General features: G+C 67.1%; 19 protein-coding genes. 13 read left to right on the forward strand and 6 right to left on the reverse strand.

Annotated features, from left to right (window positions below; translation table 11 throughout):
• Window positions 1-4: 4 nt before the first annotated feature.
• Entirely contained in the window at window positions 5-637 is a 633-nt protein-coding gene (locus E1H18_RS22435) for a YitT family protein (protein ID WP_172273025.1), read from the reverse strand.
• Window positions 638-743: 106 nt separating this feature from the next.
• Entirely contained in the window at window positions 744-4,142 is a 3,399-nt protein-coding gene (locus E1H18_RS22440; protein ID WP_172273028.1) for a TonB-dependent receptor domain-containing protein, read from the reverse strand.
• Between the two features lie 411 nt (window positions 4,143-4,553).
• Here E1H18_RS22440 and fucP point away from each other — a divergent pair, with 411 nt between their 5' ends.
• The 10 genes from fucP to E1H18_RS22490 all read left to right on the forward strand — a co-directional run bounded on the left by fucP (window position 4,554) and on the right by E1H18_RS22490 (window position 15,011).
• Window positions 4,554-5,816, forward strand: coding sequence for an L-fucose:H+ symporter permease (gene fucP, locus E1H18_RS22445; RefSeq protein WP_241736156.1), 1,263 nt, complete (start codon window positions 4,554-4,556; stop codon window positions 5,814-5,816).
• A gap of 5 nt (window positions 5,817-5,821) precedes the next feature.
• The gene (locus E1H18_RS22450; RefSeq protein WP_206679123.1) at window positions 5,822-6,835 is read left to right on the forward strand and encodes a zinc-binding alcohol dehydrogenase family protein; all 1,014 of its coding nucleotides are present in this window, start codon (window positions 5,822-5,824) and stop codon (window positions 6,833-6,835) included.
• Window positions 6,829-7,650, forward strand: a complete 822-nt coding sequence (locus E1H18_RS22455; RefSeq protein WP_172273033.1) for an amidohydrolase — start codon at window positions 6,829-6,831, stop codon at window positions 7,648-7,650. The genes E1H18_RS22450 and E1H18_RS22455 overlap by 7 nt, the downstream gene beginning before the upstream one ends.
• Window positions 7,651-7,655: 5 nt before the next feature.
• Entirely contained in the window at window positions 7,656-8,423 is a 768-nt protein-coding gene (locus tag E1H18_RS22460; RefSeq protein ID WP_172273036.1) for an IclR family transcriptional regulator, read from the forward strand.
• A 106-nt stretch (window positions 8,424-8,529) separates the two neighbouring features.
• Window positions 8,530-9,525: an aldo/keto reductase gene (locus E1H18_RS22465; RefSeq protein WP_172273039.1), complete on the forward strand. Its 996-nt coding sequence runs from the start codon at window positions 8,530-8,532 to the stop codon at window positions 9,523-9,525.
• The gene (locus E1H18_RS22470) at window positions 9,522-9,815 is read left to right on the forward strand and encodes a UxaA family hydrolase (RefSeq protein ID WP_172273042.1); all 294 of its coding nucleotides are present in this window, start codon (window positions 9,522-9,524) and stop codon (window positions 9,813-9,815) included. Before E1H18_RS22465 ends, E1H18_RS22470 begins: the two co-directional genes overlap by 4 nt.
• Complete coding sequence (locus E1H18_RS22475) at window positions 9,812-11,017, forward strand: UxaA family hydrolase (RefSeq protein WP_172273045.1); 1,206 nt, start codon at window positions 9,812-9,814, stop codon at window positions 11,015-11,017. Before E1H18_RS22470 ends, E1H18_RS22475 begins: the two co-directional genes overlap by 4 nt.
• Before the next feature lie 11 nt (window positions 11,018-11,028).
• Window positions 11,029-11,757, forward strand: coding sequence for an SDR family oxidoreductase (locus tag E1H18_RS22480; RefSeq protein WP_172273048.1), 729 nt, complete (start codon window positions 11,029-11,031; stop codon window positions 11,755-11,757).
• Window positions 11,758-11,785: 28 nt separating this feature from the next.
• Window positions 11,786-12,637: a fumarylacetoacetate hydrolase family protein gene (locus E1H18_RS22485; protein ID WP_172273051.1), complete on the forward strand. Its 852-nt coding sequence runs from the start codon at window positions 11,786-11,788 to the stop codon at window positions 12,635-12,637.
• Between the two features lie 22 nt (window positions 12,638-12,659).
• A complete protein-coding gene (locus E1H18_RS22490; protein ID WP_172273054.1) occupies window positions 12,660-15,011 on the forward strand; it encodes a glycoside hydrolase N-terminal domain-containing protein in 2,352 nt (783 codons plus the stop codon).
• 43 nt (window positions 15,012-15,054) lie between these two features.
• Here E1H18_RS22490 and phoA read toward each other — a convergent pair whose 3' ends face one another.
• Window positions 15,055-16,443: an alkaline phosphatase gene (gene phoA, locus E1H18_RS22495; RefSeq protein ID WP_172273057.1), complete on the reverse strand. Its 1,389-nt coding sequence runs from the start codon at window positions 16,441-16,443 to the stop codon at window positions 15,055-15,057.
• 82 nt (window positions 16,444-16,525) lie between these two features.
• Window positions 16,526-17,620, reverse strand: coding sequence for a sensor histidine kinase (locus E1H18_RS22500; RefSeq protein WP_172273060.1), 1,095 nt, complete (start codon window positions 17,618-17,620; stop codon window positions 16,526-16,528).
• A 287-nt stretch (window positions 17,621-17,907) separates the two neighbouring features.
• On the opposite strand from E1H18_RS22500, the gene E1H18_RS27430 reads away from it, so the two are divergent.
• The 3 genes from E1H18_RS27430 to E1H18_RS22515 all read left to right on the forward strand — a co-directional run bounded on the left by E1H18_RS27430 (window position 17,908) and on the right by E1H18_RS22515 (window position 19,452).
• Complete coding sequence (locus E1H18_RS27430; RefSeq protein ID WP_172273063.1) at window positions 17,908-18,561, forward strand: Crp/Fnr family transcriptional regulator; 654 nt, start codon at window positions 17,908-17,910, stop codon at window positions 18,559-18,561.
• 72 nt (window positions 18,562-18,633) lie between these two features.
• Window positions 18,634-19,005, forward strand: a complete 372-nt coding sequence (locus E1H18_RS22510; protein WP_172273066.1) for a response regulator — start codon at window positions 18,634-18,636, stop codon at window positions 19,003-19,005.
• 63 nt (window positions 19,006-19,068) lie between these two features.
• The gene (locus tag E1H18_RS22515) at window positions 19,069-19,452 is read left to right on the forward strand and encodes a response regulator (RefSeq protein WP_172273069.1); all 384 of its coding nucleotides are present in this window, start codon (window positions 19,069-19,071) and stop codon (window positions 19,450-19,452) included.
• On the opposite strand, the gene E1H18_RS22520 is transcribed toward E1H18_RS22515, so the two are convergent.
• Window positions 19,449-20,183 carry a Crp/Fnr family transcriptional regulator gene (locus tag E1H18_RS22520; RefSeq protein WP_172273072.1) on the reverse strand — a complete coding sequence of 245 codons (735 nt, stop codon included), beginning with the start codon at window positions 20,181-20,183 and terminating at the stop codon, window positions 19,449-19,451. The genes E1H18_RS22515 and E1H18_RS22520 overlap by 4 nt on opposite strands.
• 43 nt (window positions 20,184-20,226) lie before the next feature.
• Entirely contained in the window at window positions 20,227-21,255 is a 1,029-nt protein-coding gene (locus E1H18_RS22525) for a phosphatidylinositol-specific phospholipase C domain-containing protein (protein WP_172273075.1), read from the reverse strand.
• Between the last annotated feature and the right edge of the window lie 34 nt (window positions 21,256-21,289).

Consider the following 21,289-nt stretch of genomic DNA (forward strand, 5'->3'; position numbering starts at 1 on the left):
GATCTCAGCGCGAGCGGCCCAGATAACGGCCGGGACGATGGTTCAGGGCGATGACCAAGTTCAGCACCAGCGCGCCCAGCGCCGACAGGGCGACCTTGGTTGGCGACAACAGCAGCAGGCCTGAGGCCAGGATCAGGGCGTCGATCGACAGCTGCACATAGCCGGCCCGTAGACCGAAGCGTTCCTGGAGCATCTGCGCCAGGATGCCGACCCCGCCCAGGGTGGTGTGGTGGCGGAACAGCGCCAGCATTCCCAGGCCAGACAGCAGGCCGCCAGCCACGGCGGCGAAGGCCGGATCGACGTTGCTGAAGGTGATGTAGTCGCCCAGGTGATTGGTCATCCACGACAGCAGGGCGACGGCGACGAGGGTGTTCACGCAGATCCGCCAGTCGCGTCTGACCAGGGCCAGCAGATAGAATGGCGCATTGAGGGCGAAGAAGGCGGCGCCGAACGAAACGGGCGTCGCGTAGCTGAGCAGCAAGGCCAGCCCGGCCATGCCGCCGGTCATGATCCCCGCACTGGCCAGCATCTTGACCCCGATCGCGACGGCCAGGGCGCCGGTGAACAGCGCCTGGAGGTCCTCGACCCAGGTGTGGCGGTGAGTTGGGGCGGGCGAGTCGAGGGCGGCTGCGGTCATGGCTCTGGCCCAACACCACGATGGCGCGGCGGGCCATGATCTCGCGCAAAAAAAGCGACGCCGGAGAGAGGTGTCCGGCGCCGCGAAGGAAGGGAAAAGAAGTCGACTAGAAGCGGTAGCGAACCCCGACCCGATAGTTCGGGCCGCTGCCGCCGTACGACTGGATGACCGGGTCGGTGTAGGCGGTGCGTTCAGACATCTGGTCGGTCAGGTTGAGCGCCTCGAACGTGATGCTCATCTGCTTGATCGGCGAGTACCGCATCGAGAAGTCGACATTGGTCGTCGCCTTGGAGCCGCCGAACTCGTTGATCAGCGGGCCGTCGCACGCCGTGCCGTTGGCCTGCAGGCCTGGATCGCAGTTGCCGGCGCTGAGCGGGTACGTCGTGTAGTAGGCGTCGCGCTGAGCGACCGAAGCGCGGGCGCTGAACTTTTCGGTCTCGTAGTAGATCGTGAAGTTCATGCCCTTGGGCGAGGCGCCCAGCCACGGGCCGGAACCATAGGTCGGGGCCTTGGTGACCACGCCGCTGCCGGCCGTGACCGAGCCCGGGTCCAGGATGTAGGTCAGCTTGGTGTCCAATTTCGTCATGTTGAACTGGACGCCCAGGTTCTTGAAGTACCAGGGCAGGAACTTCAGATCCTGCTGGAAATTGAATTCCCAGCCTTGCAGGTAGCCGCCCGGCGCGTCACGGACCTGGCGGGCCAGCATCGGGCTGTCGGCGTCGATATAGGCGCGGCGGAAGACGTCGGCCCCGGTCTCGCCCGGGAACTGCAGCTTCAGCTGGGCGATGGCGTCCGCGTCCAGGAAGTTCGACAGCGGCGCTTCGAAGAAGACCGTCTGCGGGAAGCTGTCGATGTCCTTGCGGAAGAAGCCCAGGCTGAGCAGGCCGCCTTCGGTGAAGTACCATTCAGCGGCGACGTCATAGGCCTTGCCGCGGAACGGCGAGAGCTTGGTGTTGCCGACGGTGAGCGTGCCGCCTGTGACGGCGCCGTCGCCGGGGACGCTGACGCCGGTGATGGCCGGCGACAGGTTGCCCAGCAGAGGCCGGGCCATGACCTTGGCCGCTGCGAAACGGATATAGAGGTTGTCGTAGGCTTCCCAGGTCAGGTTCGCCGACGGCAGGGTGTCGGTATAGCTGTTCTCGCCGGTGATGCGGCGACCCGCGGTGGTCTCGCCGACGGCGAAGACGTCGGTCTGGGCCTGACGGACGCCCAGGTTGCCGAACAGGCGACGGCCGCCCCAGACATTATAGTCGAAGCCGAACTGGACGTAGTAGGACAGGTTTTTCTCATCGACCTCGAACGAGGCTGAGCGGTTGCGCTTTCGCGTGATGCGGAAGTCGCCGTACTTGTTGATGCAGTTGCAGTCGAAGCCGAACGCGCGGCTGAAGGCGTCCAGGTTCGGCGTGAAGAAGCTCGAGGTGGTCCCGGCCGGCACGTCCAGCCCCTGGCCGAACTCGATGACTTGGCCCAGCGAGGCGATCGAGACCTTGGCTTCCTTCTCGGTCGGGTTCAGCAGGTCGTTGTTGCGCTCGTACTGGTCGGTCGAGAAGCCGAACTCGCGCTTGGTGATGCCGCCCTTGATGGTCCAGTGATCGTCAAGCTCGTAGGTCAGGTCGATCTTGCCGCCCTTGTAGTCGTTGGTCGTGGTGCGCTGATAGTGACGCATCCCCGAGAAGCCCTTGACGATGCTCCATTTGTTGGGATCTGCGGCATTGAAGCCAGCGTCGAACTTGGGCATGCCGGTCGCGCCGCGCTCGTCGAAGACGAACGGTTCGGCCGCGTCCATGTAGTTGAACTCGACCAGGGTGCCGACATTGCGGTTCTCGGACCGCGAGGCGCCGACCGAAAACACGCCGCGCAGCTTGTTGCTGAACTCGTGGGTGACCTCGGTCGAGACCTGGCGGAAGTCGGTGGTGTAGGCGCCGCGGTCGGCGGCGGAGCGCCAGTCGACATTGCCCAGCTTCAGATATTCGGCGTTCTGGCCGACGACGTCGGCGTCCAGAACCTTCACGGCCGGGCGGCCGATCAGCTGGCCACGGAAGGGCAGGCCGGATGCCGGACCCAGGTAACCGGGCGAGGCCGGGTTGGTGTAATACTCGTAGGCGTCCAGGTTGTTGGCGTTGAAGCTGTAGGTATAGCCGGGCAGCGGCGTCGCGCCGTTCATCGCCTGGCCGCAGTCGGTGCCGGGGTTCAGATCGGTCTCGTCGGCAAACGTGCAGGTCCCAGGATAAAGGCCGCGGCGCTGGGCGTCGGTCAGGGCCGAGCCGCCCGGGGCGGCCGCGGTTGGGACGTTGGCGCCATACTGATAGGCGGCGTTGGTGTTGTTGCGGTTCAGGCCGACCGGCGAGAGCTGGTAGTTGATGCTGTCGCTTTCGAACCGCGAATAGAGGCCGTCGATGGTGACGCGCGTGCGCGGGCTGATCTCGAACTGCACCGCGGCGGTCAGTCCCAGGCGCTCGGTCTCGACATTGCGCTGGCTCAGCGAGGGCAGGGCGGGGAAGCGGACCAGCGAGTTGTTGCAGCCGGGGCTGGTCGGGGTCAGGCCAGCGACCGGCGCGGTCGCGCACCCAGGATAGAGCTTGGCATAGGCGGCCGGGTCCGAACCGGTCATCGCCGCATAGGCGGCCGGGTTGGCCAGCGGATTGTAGTAGTTGGCCGGATTGGCTTTGTAGGCGTCCAGGGCCGAGCCCGTCAGCGTCGTCGGGATCAGGGCGCTGAATACCGTGCCGGTCGGGGCCGCGAAGCCGGCGCGGCCGGGCAGTTCGTCACCGGCCCAGGTGCTGCCGCGATAGACATAGTCCGACGAGCCGGTGCCGCGAGCGTAGCTGTCGTCCTCGGAGCTGCGCTTGGCGTAGGCGGCCGAAGCCAGCACGCCCAGCTTGCCGTCGAACCAGCGCTTGGAGGCCAGGCCCGTGATGCGCGGGCTGTGCTTCTTGCCGTTGCGGTAATAGGAATCCTCGGCCGAGAAGGCCAGGGCGCTATCCTTGTAGTCGAACGGCCGGCCGGTGATCAGGTCGACGGTGGCGCCCAGCGAGCCTTCGTCGGCGTCGGCCGAGGAAGACTTGCGCACGCGGACGGAGCTGAAGAGCTCGGAGGCGAAGGCGTTGAAGTCGAAGGCGCGCGAACGGTTCGGGCTGCCGCCGGCGTCGTTGGCTGCGCCCGTCGACAGGGCTTCCATGTTGTTGATGCGAACGCGGCTGAAGTCGCCGGACAGGCCCCGGACGCTGATCGTGCGGCCCTCGCCGTTGTCGCGGTCGATCGAGATGCCGGGCAGGCGCTGCAGCGACTCCGCCAGGTTCGAGTCGGGGAAGTCGGCCATGTCCTCCGCGTTGATCGCATCCATGATCACGTCGGCGTTCTTCTTGATGTTCAGGGCGCTGCGCAGCGAGGCGCGATAGCCCGTCACGACCACTTCGCTGACGGTCTGGTCGGAAGAAGAACTGGTTTGGGCGGCGGCCAGGCCTGGCGCCGCGGCGGTCATCGCCGCCAGTGAAATGCCGGCCATCAGGCCGCGCGCAGTTAGAGTCCTGGCGTTCCTCAACGTTTCTCTCCCCCAAGTGTGGCAGCCACTCTTTGTTGGCTGCCTTCTATTTTTACATGTGAAGCATGGTGCGCTAGTGATGCGCAAGGGAAAATGGTTGCGGTACCAAAATTCGCCCTGGTTTCGCCGTTTTCAAGCGATTGCCGGAGGAGCTTTCTCAGGTCTCCAGGCTCGTCTCATTCGAATGTGGAAGGGAGTTCACATGCGAACTGAAATGCGTGTGGCTGAACGGGATTTCGCTCGGCAGATTTTGATTTTCATATTTGACGCAAAAATTCATATGTGATGTTTCTCGTCGCAACGCTCCGGGTGAGAGCGATGTCGGAGGAGGCGCTCATGGCCAAAGGTGAGAGTTCGCGAACGGGGGCAGCGCCGTTGGTTTTGGTTGTGGCGCTGTTCTTCCTGTGGGGCGTCGCCAACAACCTGAACGACGTGCTGATCCCGCACCTGAAGAAGGCGTTCTTCCTGACCGACCTGCAGTCGGGCCTGGTGCAGTCGGCCTTCTATTTGGGCTACTTTTTCCTGGCCCTGCCGGCCGGCTTGCTGATGCGCCGCCATGGCTACAAGGCCGCCGTCATCGTCGGCCTGATCCTGTTCGGGGCGGGCGCGCTGCTGTTCTGGCCGGCGGCCGAGCTGCGCCGCTACGAACTGTTCCTCAGCGCGCTCTTCGTCATCGCCTCGGGTCTGGCGTTCCTGGAGACCTCGGCCAATCCGCTGATCACCGTGCTGGGCGACCCGGCCAAGGCCGAGCAGCGTCTGAACCTGGCCCAGGCCTTTAATCCGTTGGGCGCGATCACCGCCGTCATCGTCGGCGGTCAGTTCATCCTGTCAGGCGTGGAGCCGACCAAGGCGCAGTTCGCGGCCATGAGCCCAGCCCAGCTGTCGGCCTTCCAGGCGGCGGAGGCCAAGTCGACCCAGCTGCCGTACCTGATCATCGCCGGCGTCGTGCTGCTGTGGGTGGTGCTGGTCGCGATCACCAAATTCCCGCCCCAGGCCAATCGCCCGACCGAAGAGGATCGCCGCGACGAGCAGGTCGACCGCCCGATCCTGGGCCTGTTCCAGCGTCCGCGCTTTCTGTTCGGCGTGCTGGCCCAGTTCTTCTATGTCGGCGCCCAGGTCGGCGTGTGGAGCTACATGATCCGCTACGGCCAGGACCAGGTCCCGGGCATGGGCGAGAAAACCGCTGCGGCCTATCTGTCGTGGTCGCTGGTCGGCTTCATGGCCGGGCGCTTCGCCGGCGCGGCGTTGATGAGCCGGGTCGATCCGTCGCGCCTGATGGCCGGCTTCGCAGCGGCCAATGTGGTCCTGACCCTGGTCGCCGCCGTGGTCGGCGGACACACGGGTCTGCTGGCCCTGGCCGCGACCAGCTTCTTCATGTCGATCATGTTCCCGACCATTTTCGCCAGCTCGCTGAAGGGCCTGGGCCCGCTGACCAAGACCGGCTCGTCGTTCCTGGTCATGGCCATCATCGGCGGCGCGGTGCTGACCGCCGTCATGGGCGCCATCTCGGACGCCAGCGCCATCCGCTTTGCGGTGCTGGTTCCTTGTTTCTGCTTCGCCGTCGTCGGCCTCTTCGGGATCACCGCCCGCAAGAACGAGACGACCGCCCACGACGCCGTCCTGGCGGGAGGTCACTAAAGCTCATGATGGATGTCCTGGTCTGCGCCGCGCCCGGTGAACTGAAGATCGAGCGCCGCGATGCGCCCCAGCCCGGACCGGGCGAGGTGCTGCTGCGCGTCCGTCGGGTCGGGATCTGCGGCACCGACATGCACATCTATCGCGGCACCCAACCGTTCCTGAGCTATCCGCGTGTCATGGGCCACGAGCTGTCGGGCGAAGTGGTCTCCGCGCCGGCCGGCAGCGGCCTGGCGGCGGGCGACCACGCCTATGTCATGCCCTATCTGTCGTGCGGGACCTGCGCGGCCTGCGCCAAGGGCAAGCCCAACTGCTGCATGAACATCCGCGTGCTGGGCGTGCACATGGATGGCGGTCTCTGCGAGTTTCTCACCGTGCCCAAGGGTTTCGTGCGCAAGGTCGAGGGCGTGGACCTGGACGAGGCGGCCATGGTCGAGTTCCTGGCCATCGGCGCCCACGCCGTGCGCCGCGCGAACATCGAGCCGGGCCAGTCTGCGCTGGTGGTGGGGGCGGGGCCGATCGGTATCGCCGCGACCTTGTTCGCCAAGCTGGCCGGCGCTGCTGTGACCGTGCTGGACGCCCGCGCCGACCGCCTGGACTTCTGCCGCGACCACCTGGGCGCCGACCACGTGGTGACGCTGTCGGACGAGACGCCGGCCGCGCTGTCGGTCCTGACCGGCGGAGACTTCTATGACCTGGTGTTCGACGCCACCGGCAGTCCCGCGGCCATGCAGAAGGGCTTTTCCTATGTCGGCCACGGCGGGACCTATGTGCTGATATCAGTGGTGTCAGCCGATATCGCCTTCTCGGATCCGGAGTTCCACAGGCGCGAGATGTCGCTGTTGGCCAGCCGCAACGCCACACTGGAGGACTTCGACGTCGTGCTGGCCGCGATCCGCGCCGGCCAGGTGCCGACCGCGGCGCTGAATACGCATCAGGCTTCCCTGCACGATCTGCCGGCCGCTCTGCCAGGCTGGATGGAGCCGTCGGCGGGGGTCATCAAGGCGATCGTCTCTTGCTGATCGACGCCCACTGTCATGTCTGGCGGATCGGCCAGAACGACCACGAGTGGCCGACGCCGGACCTGCCGGCCATCCATCGCGATTTCGACCTGGACGACCTGGTTCGGGTCGGCGCCGAAGTCGGCCTGACCGGTGCGGTGCTTGTGCAATCCCAGCCCAGCCAGCGTGACACCGAGTGGCTGTTGGAGATCGCCGCCGACCATCCGCTGGCGCTGGGCGTCGTCGGATGGACCGACATCGCCTCGGCCGATGCGGTCGAGCGGATCGCCGCGCTGGCCGCCAATCCATGTCTGAAAGGTCTGCGGCCGATGCTGCAGGATCTGGCCGACGACTGGGTCCTGGAGTCGCGCCTGGAGCCAGCCCTGGCGGCCATGGTCGCCGCCGACCTCTCGTTCGACGCCCTGGTCCGACCTCGCCATCTGCCCAGCCTGCTGGAACTGGTCCGCCGCTGGCCGGACCTGCGTGTCGTCATCGACCACGGCGCCAAGCCGGACATCGGGGCAGGGCGCCTTGACCCTTGGCGCGAGCAGATCGCCGCGCTGGCTGCCGCGCCTGGCGTGCACTGCAAGCTCTCGGGCCTGCTGACCGAAGCCGGCGAGACGCCGACCGCTGAAGCTTTGGCACCGTTCGTCGCTCATCTGCTGGAGGCCTTCGGAGCGGATCGGCTGATGTGGGGCAGCGATTGGCCGGTGCTGAGCCTGGCCAGTGACTATCGCGGCTGGCAGGCCATGGCTGACGCCTTTGCAGCGCCTCTGGATCCGACGGGCCGGCGCGCGCTGTTTGGCGAGACGGCCAAGCGATTCTATCGTTTATAGGGGCCATGTCCGAGACCCGCGCCAAGAAGCGAGAATACCGTGCTCCCGCCCTGGAAAAGGGGCTGGATGTCCTGGAGCTTCTGGCCGCCAACCGTAGCGGCCTGACCCTGGCGCAGATTTCCAACGCCCTGGACCGCTCGTCCAGCGAGCTGTTTCGCATGGTGCAGGTGCTGGAGGCGCGCGGCTATGTCGGGCGCGCGGCCGACGAGGATGGCCTGGTCCTGACCAACAAGCTGTTCGCTCTGGGCATGACCCGTGCGCCGGCCAAGGATCTGCTGGAAGCGGCGTTGCCGATCATGCGCGGCGCCTGCCAGCAGATCGGTCAGTCGTGCCATCTGGCCGTGGCCAGTGGCGACCAGATGGTGGTCGTGGCCCGCATCGAGGCCCCGGGCGACCTGGGCTTCTCGGTTCGGGTCGGCTACCGCCGCAAGATCGTCGAGGCCACCTCGGGCTTGGTGCTGTACGCCTTCCAGCCCGAGGCCGTGCGTCAACGCTGGGCCAAGGAGCTGAAGCCCTCCGTCAGTGCCGCAGTCTGGAAAACCTTCGAGGCCGCCGCGGGCAAGGCGCGGTTCGACGGCTTCGTCCGGGGCGACAGCTTCGTGACCAAGGCCGTGGTCGACTTCTCGGTGCCCGTGCATGGCCCGGACGGCGTGGCCGCAGCCCTGACCTGTCCCTATCTCGACAACGTCTCGGCCATCGCGACCTCTGACACCGTGTCGATCCTGCAGCGCGCCGCCGCCGAGATCACCGCCGAGATCCGCCCGACCGCCTGATCGCATAACATTGAAACGCGCTGAAGCGATTGACTTGTCGCGCCCGAGGTGTGATTTCACCAGCAAGATAGATTTTATAAATAAACGGGGTGGAGCGTCTCGCAGCATGAAGGTCAGTCCCCAGCGCAAGGAAGGCCTCTCTCGTCTGCCGCCGCTCGGATTCGGCGGCGCGGCGATCGGCAATCTGTACGCGGCGACGACCGATGCGGCCGCCCGCGCGGTGGTCGAGGCCGCCCTGGCCGCCGGCGTCTGCTATTTCGACACAGCCCCGCACTACGGCTTCGGCCTCAGCGAGACGCGGCTGGGGGATGCCCTGGCCGGCCGCGAGGTGGCCATTTCCACCAAGGTCGGCCGTCGCCTGGAGCCGACCAATTCCGGCGATCGCGAGCGTCATGGTTTCGTCGACGCGGCGCCTTTCGAGCCAGTGTTCGACTACACGCGCGACGGCGTGCTGCGATCGTTCGAGGCCAGCCTGCGCCGCCTCAAGCGCGACCGTGTTGACGTGCTGCTTGCCCACGACCTTGGCCGCGAGACCCACGGCGATGACCACGCGCGCCACATGCGCGACTTCCTCGAAGGCGGCTATCGAGCCATGCGCGAGCTGCGTGGCGCCGGCGTCGTGGGCGCCATCGGCCTGGGGGTCAACGAGCAGGCGGTCTGCGAGGAAGTCCTGGATCACGCAGACGTCGATGTGTTCCTGCTGGCCGGTCGCTACACGCTGCTGGAACAGGCGCCGCTGGATGGTCTGCTGCCGCGCTGCGTCGAGCGTGGCGTGAAGTTGATCGTCGGTGGGCCGTTCAATTCCGGCGCTCTGGTCGAGACTGGCCGGGCGCTGCACTACAACTATGGTCCGGCATCGGACGAAATCATCGCGCGGGTAGAGCGCTTGCGTCAGGTCTGCGCCGCTCACAGCGTGCCGCTAGCCGCTGCGGCTCTGCAGTTTCCGCTGGCCCATCCGGCCGTGATCAGCGTCATTCCCGGACTGGGCTCGGCTCAGCAGGTCGTCGACGCGGCGGCCTGGATGGCGGCTCCGATCCCCGCCGCCCTGTGGGATGATCTCCGCAGCGAAGGCCTGCTGCGCGAGGACGCGCCGACCCCATGAACCTTGTCCTGCTCCATCCTGACGACAACATCCTGGTCGTGGCCATGCCCGTGAGGGCCGGTCAGGCCCTGGCCATCGACGGTGCGACCGTCATGGCTTCTGGCGAGGTCGCGGTCGGCCACAAGGTCGCCCGCCGCGCCCTGGCCGCCGGCGACAAGGTCCTGAAGTACGGTGCGCCGATCGGCTCGATGACCGCTGCGGCCGCGCCCGGCGAGCACGTCCACATGCACAACATGAAGAGCGACTACATCGCCAGCCACACGCGCCAAGCGACGGGTGAGGGCCAATGAGCATCCAAGGCTTCCTGCGCGCAGACGGCCGCAAGGGCATCCGCAACGTCGTGGCCGTGGCCTATCTGGTCGAGTGCGCCCACCACGTGGCCCGCACCATCGTGACCAGGAGCGACGATCCAGACGTCCACCTGATCGGCTTTCCGGGGTGCTACCCCAATGCCTACGCCCTGAAGGTCATGCAGGCGATCGGCACGCATCCCAACATCGGCGCGGTGCTGCTGGTGTCGCTAGGCTGCGAGAGCTTCAACCGCGAGGCCCTGCGCGCCACGATCGCCGCCAGCGGCCGGCCCGTGGAGACCCTGGTCATCCAGGAGAGCGGCGGCACGGCAGAGACCATCCGCAAGGGCGTCGAGGCTGTGGCCCGCCTGAAGGCCGTGGCTGACCAGACGGCGCGCGTGCCGATGGACGTCTCGGAGCTGGTCATCGGCACGATCTGCGGCGGCTCGGACGGCACCTCGGGCATCACCGCCAACCCCGCCGTGGGCCGGGCCTTCGATCGTCTGGGTGCGGCTGGCGCGGCCTGCGTCTTCGAAGAGACGGGCGAACTGGTCGGCTGCGAAAAGATCATGGCCGATCGCGCCATCACGCCGGAGCTGGGCGAGGCGCTGGAAGCCAGCGTCCGCAAGGCCGAGGCTTACTACACCGTCATGGGCTACGGCAGCTTCGCGCCGGGCAACGCCGAGGGCGGCCTGACGACCCAGGAAGAAAAGTCGATGGGAGCCTATTCCAAGTCGGGCTCGGCGCCGATCGTCGGCATCCTCAAGCCGGGCGACCAGCCGCCGACCGGCGGGCTCTACCTGCTGGACGTCGTGCCCGACGGCGAGGTGCGCTTCGGCTTCCCCAACATCTCCGACAACGCCGAGATCGTCGAGTTGATCGCCTGCGGGGCGCACATGACCCTGTTCACCACCGGGCGCGGCTCGGTGGTTGGCTCCGCCGTCTCGCCGGTGATCAAGGTCTGCGCCAACCCCGAGACCTATCGCAAGCTGTCGGGGGACATGGACATCGACGCCGGTCGGATCATGGAAGGCCGCGGTACGCTGAACGAGATCGGCGACGAGATCTTCGACCTGGTGCTGGACGTGGCCGCTGGCCAGCGAACGGTGTCCGAGGCGCTGGGCCACCAGGAATTCATCCTCACCTACAAGGCCTTCGACCCGATCGGTCCGGCCTGCCTGCCGCTGCGGCGCGCGAGTTAAGGGGCGTATCCATGGGAAGACTGACGGGAAAGACCGCGCTGGTGACGGCGGCGGGGCAGGGCATCGGCAAGGCCAGCGCTGAGCTGTTCGCCCGCGAAGGCGCGCGGGTCATCGCCACCGACCTCAACGGGGAACTGCTGAACAGCGTCGAGGGATGCGAAGGTCGCCGCCTGGACGTGCTGGACCCGGACGCCATCACCGCCCTGGCCGCCGAGCTGGGCGCGATCGACGTGCTGTTCAACTGCGCCGGCTACGTTCATTCCGGGACGATCCTGGACTGCGACGAAAAGGCCTGGGCGTTCTCCAACGACCTGAACGTCACCGCCCAGTACCGCGCCATCCGCGCTTTCCTGCCGGCCATGCTGGAGGCCGGCGGCGGCTCGATCATCAACATGGCCTCGGTGGCCAGCTCGATCAAAGGCGTGCCCGGCCGTTTCGCCTATGGCGCCACGAAGGCTGCGGTGATCGGCCTGACCAAGGGCGTGGCCGCCGACTTCGTGGCCCAGGGGATCCGCTGCAACGCCATTTGCCCTGGCACGGTCGACACGCCTTCGCTGAACCAGCGCCTGGCCGACACCGGCGATTACCAAGCCGCCCACAAGGCCTTCACCGCCCGCCAGCCGATGGGCCGCCTGGGCAAGCCGGAAGAGCTGGCCCAGCTGGCGCTCTATCTGGCCAGCGACGAGTCGGCCTTCACCACGGGCCAGATCCACATCATCGACGGCGGCTGGATCAACTGATCCGCGCGCGACTTTCGGGACAGGTTTCATGAAACTGCTTCGCTACGGCCCCGTGGGCCAGGAAAAGCCCGGCCTGCTGGACGACGACGGCGTCGTGCGTGACCTGTCGGGCGTCATCGACGACGTCGCCGGCGGCGCGCTGTCGCCCGAAGGTCTGGAACGCCTAGCGGCGCTTGATCCTGCCAGCCTGCCCAAGGTCGAAGAGCCCGGCCGCATCGGTCCCTGCGTGGGGCGCGTGGGCAAGTTCATCTGCATCGGCCTCAACTATGCCGACCACGCCGCCGAGAGCGGCCTGCCGGTGCCGGTCGAGCCGGTGATCTTCACCAAGGCCACCAGCGCCATCGTCGGTCCGGACGATGATGTCATCCAGCCGATCGGCTCGACCAAGCTGGACTGGGAAGTCGAGCTGGGCGTCGTGATCGGGACCGAGGCCCGCTATGTCTCGGAGGAGCAGGCGCTGGAGCACGTAGCCGGCTATTGTGTGGTCAACGACGTCTCCGAGCGGGCCTTCCAGATCGACGGTACTGGCACCTGGGACAAGGGCAAGGGCTGCGACACCTTCGGTCCGATCGGCCCGTGGCTGGTGACGAAGGACGAGGTTGGCGACGCCGGGAACCTCTCGATGTGGCTGAAGGTCAATGGCCAGACGTTCCAGAACGGCTCGACCAAGACCATGGTGTTCGGTCCGGCCTTCCTGGTCTCGTACGTCTCGCGGTTCATGAGCCTGCAGCCCGGCGACATCATCTCGACCGGAACTCCGCCCGGCGTCGGCATGGGCCAGAAGCCGCCGCGCTATCTCGTCCCTGGCGACGTGATGGAACTGGGCATCGAGACGCTCGGCGCTCAGCGCCAGACCGTCGTCGTCGAGACCCGCGTCTAAACTGAAACTTGGAGGGCTGCCTATGAAGGCGACACGTAGAAGCCTGTTGGCCATTGCCGGCCTGGCTGGGGCGAGCATGACGGGCGCGCGCGGCGCGATGGCGGCGACGGGCAAGACCTCGCCGCAGCGGCTCTGGTACCGCCAGCCGGCCAAAGAATGGGTCGAGGCCCTGCCTGTCGGCTCGGGCAAGCTGGGCGCGATGGTGTACGGCGGCGTCGCGGCCGAACGTCTCCAGCTAAACGAGGACACCCTGTGGGCGGGCGGTCCGTACGAGCCGATCAATCCGGAAGCCAACGGCGCGCTGCCGGAGATTCGCCGACTGATCAATGAAGGTCAGTACGAGAAGGCTACTGAACTGGCCGACGCCAAGTTCATGGCGCTGCCCAAGCGCCAGCAGTCGTACCAGACCATCGGCGATCTGAAGCTGGACTTCCCGGGCCTGGCCGAGGCTGGCGCCGACTATGTCCGCGACCTGGACCTGGACGGCGCGATCGCCACGACCGTCTTTACGGCCGGCGGCGTGCGCTATCGCCGCGAGGTGATCGCCAGCGCCCCGGACGGCGTGATCGCCGTGCGCCTGACCGCCAGCCGCAAGGGCGCGATCACGGTTGATCTCTCCTTCGCCAGCCCGCTGAAGTCCAAGCCGGTCGCCTCGGTCGAGGGAAACCAGTTGGTCTTCACAGGCGTCAACGAAGCCTCGCAAGGCATCGAGGCCAAGCTGAAGTTCGAGACCCGTGTCGACGTCCGCGCCAAGGGCGGCTCGGTCAGCGGGCAGGGCGGTGTACTGTCGGTGAAGGGCGCCGACGAGGTGGTGTTGCTGCTCGCCGCCGCCACCAGCTATCGCCGCTATGACGACGTATCGGGCGATCCCGTCGCGCTGAACAAGGCGACCCTGGGCAAGCTTTCCGCCAAGCCTTGGGCCAAGATCCTGGCCGACCATCAGGCCGATCACCGCGCCCTGTTCCGCCGGGTCACCGTCGACTTTGGCCGCACCCGCGCCGACCTGTTGCCGACTGACGAGCGGATCAAGCAGTCGCCGACCACCGACGACCCGTCGCTGGCGTCGCTGTACTTCCAGTTCGCCCGCTACCTGCTGATCGCCTGTTCGCGTCCGGGCAGCCAGCCGGCAAACCTGCAGGGGATCTGGAACGAGAAGACCTTCGCCCCGTGGGGCGGCAAGTACACGATCAACATCAATACCGAGATGAACTACTGGCCGGCTGAGCCGACCAGCCTGCCCGAACTGGTCGAGCCGCTGATCGCTCTGGTCCAGGACATCGCAGAAACCGGCGCGCGCATGGCCAAGGCCATGTACGGCGCACGCGGCTGGGTCACGCACCACAACACCGACCTGTGGCGCGCCATGGGCCCGATCGACGGCGCCAAGTTTGGCGTCTGGCCGACCGGCGGCGCCTGGCTCTGCAAGCACGTCTGGGACCACTACGACTACAACCGCGACAAGGCCTATCTGGCCAGGGTCTATCCGCTGATGAAGGGCTCGGCGCGGTTCTTCCTCGACACCCTGGTGGTCGATCCCAAGTTCGGCGTGCTGGTCACCAATCCGTCGATCTCACCCGAGAACAATCACGGCCATGGCTCGTCCCTGGTCGCCGGCCCGACCATGGACCAGGCGATCATCCGCGACCTGTTCGACAACTGCCTGAAGGCCGAGGCCGTGCTCGGCGCCGACGCGGCCTTCGTGGCTGAGGTCAAGGCGGCGCGCGACAAGCTGGCCCCCTACAAGATCGGCAAGGATGGCCAGCTGCAGGAGTGGCAGGAGGACTGGGACGCCGACGCCAATGACCTGAAGCATCGTCACGTCTCGCACCTGTACGGCCTGTTCCCGTCCGACCAAGTCTCGGTCGACACCACGCCGAAGCTGGCCGCCGCCGCCAAGAAGACCTTGATCACGCGCGGCGATCTCTCGACCGGTTGGGCCATCGCTTGGCGGCTGAACCTGTGGTCGCGCCTGGGCGATGGCGACCATGCGCACGGCATTCTGAAGCTGTTGCTGGGTCCCGAGCGGACCTATCCGAACATGTTCGACGCCCACCCGCCGTTCCAGATCGACGGCAACTTCGGGGGCGCGTCGGGCATGACCGAGATGGTCATGCAAAGCCGCAACGACCGCATCTATCTGCTCCCGGCCCTGCCGTCGGCCTGGCCGACCGGCCACATCACGGGGCTGCGGGCGCGCGGCGCCATCGGTGTCGACGTGCGTTGGGCGGGCGGCAAGCTGACCGAGGCGGTGCTGACCGCAAAGGCTGACGGTCGCCACACGGTGGTGCTGGCTGGCTCGACGCTGGATCTCGATGTGAAGGCGGGCCAGCGTGTCCGTCTCGTGGCGCGCAACGGCGTCCTGACGCGGGCCTGACGCGGAAGGTGCGGCGGTCTTGTCCGCCGCACCAAGCTCTTCCTCAGCGCAGGCTGAGGGCGTCGCGGATGATGTAGAACAGGTCGGTCTGGTCGATCAGGCCCTGCACGCGCTCGGCGCTGGGGCCGTAGGCGGCGATGCGCAGCTGCGTGCCGGTATGGCCCTGCGAACCGCTCTCGGCAGTGGCGTAGTTCACGCCCATGACCGCGCCGTCCTTGGTGTTCAGCGCCAGGGTCAGGCCCGGCGACGTCGCCTTCGGATCGATGATCTGGCTGGTGTGGGCATGGTCGGCCGTGACGATCACCAGGGTGTCGCCGTGCTTGCGGGCGAAGGCCAGGGCCACCTGCACGGCCTCGTCCAGGTCGACCGTCTCGCCGATCTGGCCGCAGGGGTTGGCGGCGTGATCTTCCTTGTCGATCGAGGCGCCTTCGACCTGCAGGAAGAAGCCCTTCTGACCGGGTTGCAGCAGGTCGATGGCCTTCTGGGTCATGGCCGCCAGGGTCGGAGTCTCGGGACCGCGCGCGGCGTTGACGGCGCAGGTCACCGGCGCCTGGTCCAGATTACCGCGACGCAGCGCCTTGGGACCTTCCCAGCGCACGGGCATGTTGTTGTCGGCGAACAGGCCGATCAGCGGCGCCTTCTGGTTGGCGGCGGTGACGGCGGCCAGCTCGCTGGCGTTGGCGACCAGGCGGAAGCCGCGGGCCTTGGCCTGGTCGTTCAGGGTCTTGCCCTTCCACTCGCCCGCCGTGGTGGTCTCGGCGAACGGGGCGGAACCGCCGCCCAGGGCGACGTCGGGGCGCAGGTTCAGCAGCTGTTCCGAGATGGAACCAGCGCCGCCGTTCTCCAGCGCGTTCTCGGCGCACAGCTTGCTGGTCGCCACGGGACCAAAGCAGCCCCGGTGAACGACGTGCGAGATCTGGGCGCCGGGCGTGGCGTCCTGGATCGCGGCGGTCGAGACAACGCCGGTGGCCAGGCCCTTCTTCTTCGACAGCTCCAGCAGAGTGGGCTGGGCCTTGCGGCGGATGTCGACGCCCAGAGCGCCGTTGTAGGACTTCACGCCGGACGACCACGCCGTGGCCGAGGCCGCCGAGTCGGTGACATAGGCCGGCTTACCGGTCTTGGCGTCGAGCGAATAGTGCGTGTACTGACCGGTCATCGGCAGGGCGTCGATGCCCTCGAAATAGCCGGCGGCGCCGCGGGCGTAGTTGCGGGCCAGGGTGATCTCGGAATCGCCCATGCCGTCGCCGATCAGCAGGATGACGTTGCGGGCCGGCTTGGCCGAGGCGGGCGGGGCGTCGGGCAGGCGACGCGCGCCGCCGGGCTGGCTCAGGTCGCCCTTGGCTTCGCGAACCACCGTGGGGGCGATCGCGGTCGAGGGTTGAGGCGCGGCGGCGAGGCCGGCGGCGAGAGCGACAAGCGACAGGCCGAGCATGGGAAGATCCGTTACAGCGTCAGGAGGATGCCGACGCTCTAGTGGCCTCATGCGACAGATCGGTGACGCGCAAGGCGCGGCTCTAGCCGGCGTCGGTCTGCAGAACGCTACGCATGGGGATCAGCGGGAAGGCGATCTCGCAATGCACGCCGCCAGGGGCGAAGGTCAGGGCCCCCGCACCCATGAGTTCATAAGGGACGCGCTGCTCGATCAGCACGGCCCCAAAGCCCGTCCGGCGTGGCGCTGCGGCGGCGATCTTCACGCCGGCCTCGCGCCATTCGAAGCGGAGCCAGTTGGTCCCGTCGCGCGGCGCGATGGTCCAGCCGATGTCGATCCGGCCCTGGCTGTCGGAAAGCGCGCCGTACTTGGTGGCGTTGGTGGCCAGCTCGTGCACGGCCAGGGTCATCACCTCGGCGGCCTTGGGCGGCAGCAGGATCTCGGGACCTTCGATGGTGATGCGCTGGTCGTCCGCCACCTGGGCCAGCAACTCGTCGCGAACGAGACCTTCCAGGTCGACGCCAGCGCCAGGGCTGCGGGTCAGCAGCACCTGTGTGCGGGCCAGCGCCGCCAGTCGGCCGTCGAGATGAGCCGACAGGTCTTCGACCGTCTCGCTGGTTTCAGCCGTGCGGCTGACGATGGAGCGGATGACGGCCAGAATGTTGCGCACCCGGTGCTGCAGCTCGGCGACCATCAGGTTGCGGGCCTGGCCGGCCCGAATGCGTTCGGTCGTCTCGAGCAGGATCAGAAAGACCCCGAAGACCTGGCCGGCCTCGTCGCGCACAGGCGAACAGGAGAGGGTGAAACAGCCATCTTCGACCGCGCCGTCTCGGCGGAAGGGTAGAGGGTGGTCTTCGAACGTCACAGTCGCACCGCTTCGTACGCTGTCCAGCGCTGGAGCCAGAGCAGCCCTTGCGGGCTCGAGCGCGCCCAGGCCAGCGTGGCCCAGGTCGTCGCGTTCGATCAGCAGCGCATCATAGGCGTCGTTGTAAAGGGTGGTGGCCTGCGGTCCGGCCCACAGGACGGCGGGAAAGCCGCAGCCCAGCATGACGTCTACCGCCGTCTTCAGGCTCTGCGGCCACGCCTGCGCAGGCCCCAGGGCCGTAGCGTTCCAGTCGAAGGCGCGGATACGTTGCGCCATGCCGCCGGACGAGACCCGTTCGCCGCTGTGATCGCGCATCGCTTCCTTTCCAACGCCACTGTGTCGGAAGCCCGACGCAAAATGCGCTGGGCGTTCGTAGGCGATAACGCGAAGCTTGGAAATCGCCACGTTCCACCGAACGTTTCAGGATGAACGCGCGTTTCGTCCTAACGACGCGTCGAGCCTATCAGATGATAAAGACCAGCACGGGGCTCGCTGCTAGGGACGAAGCGAGCCATGACGATATTCACTGTACGGCCAGATTCGGACGGAGCGAGCGCTCCATGTTAGGCGCCCCTGCGCATCGGGCGGTCGAGAAGGCGTATGTGCGCCGACTCAAACGTTTCGGTCCGCTGCAGGATGACGACCTGACGGCGCTGGAGGCGCGTCTGGGCCGTATCGAGGCCTATCCCGCCGGCAAGGATCTGGACCTGGTCGGCTCGCCGCCGATGTTCCTGCTGTCCGGCTGGGCCTGTCTGGCGCATTCGCTACGCGACGGTCGTCGGCAAATTCTGGCCTTCCTGCTGCCGGGCGACGGCATCGGGTTCGATCTCCTGACCCGATCGCAGCGTTCGGTCGAGGCCCTGGCCCTGACGCCGTTGAAGATGCGCCATGCCCAGCCCGGCTTCACCGTCGGGACCGAGCGCCTGGGGCGGGTGTTCGCCGGAGCAGCGGCGGCGCAGCAGGGGCGGATGATCGACCAGATGGTTCGCCTGGGTCGCCAGACCGCCTACGAGCGCATGGCTCACCTGCTGCTGGAGCTGCACGGACGTCTGGCGGAGATCGGCGAAACGCGGGGCGACAGCTTCCATCTGCCGATCAAGCAAGAGATCCTGGCTGACTCCCTCGGGCTCAGCCTGGTGCACGTCAATCGGACATTGCAGCAGATGCGCCGTGACCAGTTGATCGACATGCGCGGCGCTCAGATGACGCTGCTGGACCGCGCCGCTCTGGAAGCAGCCTCCGACCAGAGTTCTTAGAGAATAACATAGGTTATTTGGCGCTCTCGGCGGCTCTCCTATGCCTGACCCTCGTATCTTGAGGGGCGTAGCATGGCGGATGTGCTGAGGGGGGTGGCGGTGCTGATCGTCGAGGACGAGTTCTATCTCGCCGATGATCTGGCGGCCGCCCTGGTCGGCGTCGGCGCCAAGGTGCTGGGGCCGTTCGGACGGGTCGAGGATGCTCGCCGACTGATTGAGGGGGGCGAGGCTGTGGACCTGGCGATCCTGGATGTCGATCTGGCTGGCGATCGCGTGTTCCCCGTTGCCGACTTGTTGCGCGAACGCAAAGCGCCTTTCCTGTTCGCGACCGGCTACGATCCCGAGATCATTCCAGGCCGCTTTGTCGGCGTGCCCCGGCTGGAGAAGCCGGTCACCGCGGCGACGGTCATCAGTCTGCTGGAGGCGCTGCAGGGCGCGCGTTGATGGAAACAGCGTCCTCCCGAAGCGTTCTGGCTTGGGACTGCAGCCGTCAAGGAGGGCTGCCCGATGCCCGCAGCGACGAAGACAGAGCGCCAAAATCTAGCCGGACGACGCATTCTCGTCGTCGAGGACGACTTTTTCCTGGCCAGTGACGCGGCGCGTGCGCTGCGCGAGGCTGGGGCGCAGATCGTGGGCCCCATCCCCCGGTCGGCGCCCGCGCTGGACGTCTTGGCGCGAGATGGCGTCGATGCGGCCGTCGTCGATATCAATCTGGGTGATGGCCCGTCGTTCGAACTGGCGGACGCGCTGAAGCGTCACGGCGTGCCGTTCGTCTTCGTCACGGGTTACGACGAGATCCTGATCCCCGAGCGCCTGGCCGATGTCGTCACCGTGCTGAAGCCAGCCGACATGAAGGCGGTGGTCCTGGCCGTCGCAGGACTGCTCGACTAGATTCGCTCCTTGTGCAGTCGCAGATAGTCGGGATCGAACTCGGCCAACTGGGCCAGGCGTTCCCAATCCAAAATCTCGACATGCTGGTCGCGCCAGACGATCAGGTCGCGGCGGCGCAGCGCCTGCAGGGTGCGGTTGGCATGGACTACCGAGAAGCCCAGCGCCTCGCCAAGTTCCTGTTGGGTCAGCGGCAGGTCCATCTGCCGGTCGCGCGCCAGATCCACGGCTTCCAGGCGGACATAGAGTTCGCAGATCAGCCGCGCCAGGCGGGCGGGGGCGTTCTGTCGGCCCAGCGCCAGAAGCCACTGCCGATGGATCGCCGCGTCGACGACGGTCTCCAGCCATAGCAGGCGAGTCAGATGCGGATGGCGCTCGGTCAGCCGCTTCAGCTGTTCGTGCGGGACATCCAGGACGCGGCAGTCCGAAAAGGCGTGCACCCCGTGATCCAGCCGCTTCATGACGAAGCCGTGCAGGTCGATGAAGTCGCCCGGCACGCCGATTTCGGTAAACTGCCGCGCGCCGCTGACCAGGGCCGAGTAGCGCCCGCACAGGCCGGAGATCAGCAGGGAGCTGACCTGCACCCGCGCCGCCAGGCCGATGATACTCTGGCCGGCGTGGATGTCGCGCAGGCGGCCCGAGAGGCCCAGCAGGGCCTCGCGCTCGACCTCGGAGAGATCGTCCCGGCGCTCGAGCTTGCGGATGAAGGGAGCCATCTGGTTGTCGGCGGTCATGCGCAAACGACGCCGTGGCCCAGGTTAGGTTCCCGATTTTCGTTCAGGGCTTTGGCGCGAACCACGGCGGGCGAACGACAAACTTCAGACCCAAAGGGTCTGGCGCGCCGGGGTAGTAGTCGGTGCTGATCACCTGGGCGCCGGAGCGTACGGCGACGTCCAGGCGGTTCAGGTCGTGCGCGCGCGCCTCGGCAGTGTTGGCGTCGCTACGGGTGCGGACCAGGAAGCCCCGAGCGACCAGCGCCTTGATCCGGGCCTCCTCCGGCTGAGGGTCCTGAATATTGAAGACCGCCGCCTCGGCCTCGGTCTCGGCATAGAGGCCGAACATGACGCGGCCCTTCAGCGACGGATGGCCCGCGCGATAGGCGTCGGCGATGCGGGGATTGGAGTCGAGCACCAGCAGCACCTTGCCGCGCGCGTCGTCCTGCGTGGGCCAGCCGCCTGCCAGGACGCCGTCACGCAAAGTGGCGCGCGCGCCTCGAACATCGTCGGGCGTGATGAGGTGGTCGCGACCGAAGGCCTTCAGCGCGTCGGCGTCGACGCCAGCGAGGTCGGTTTCCGAATAGAGCGGCGGATCGGGAATGGCCGGGTTGTTGAACGGTTCTTCCTTGGTGTTGACGAAGATCACCAGCGGCTGGTGGTCCGGATGGGCCTTGGACCAGCTGGCGACCTCGGAAAAGCAGTCGGACAGGCGCAGGCACAGGGTGCGGGCGTCGACGACCGGGGCGTGCAGAACCTTGGCGCCGGGCTGGCGCATGATCGCCATCTTGGCTGCGTCGCTGGCATAGGGCGCGGCATAGAGGCCGCCCTGGGTGTCGGCGTAGGGATCGAATTCCAGCTGGCGAACGCCGAGATCGAGTTGGGTGGTGATCGAAGGATGGCCGTACTCGACGCCCCGCGAATGCTCTGCGCCCATCACCTGGCGCTGATGGGCGAGGGCGGCAGGGTCGAGGTCGGGTCGATAGCTGTTGTGCGAGCCCAGCCAGCGCAGGGCGTTGATCTTCGGCGCGTCGGCGGCTTCGGCGGCGAAGGCCAGCGTCGACAGGGCGGCGGCGAGTATCAGCTTGCGCATGGCGACCTCGTGGACAGGAAAAAGGCGCGGGCCG

Origin of the sequence: Caulobacter sp. RHG1 (assembly GCF_013181195.1) — a bacterium.
GTDB lineage: Bacteria > Pseudomonadota > Alphaproteobacteria > Caulobacterales > Caulobacteraceae > Caulobacter.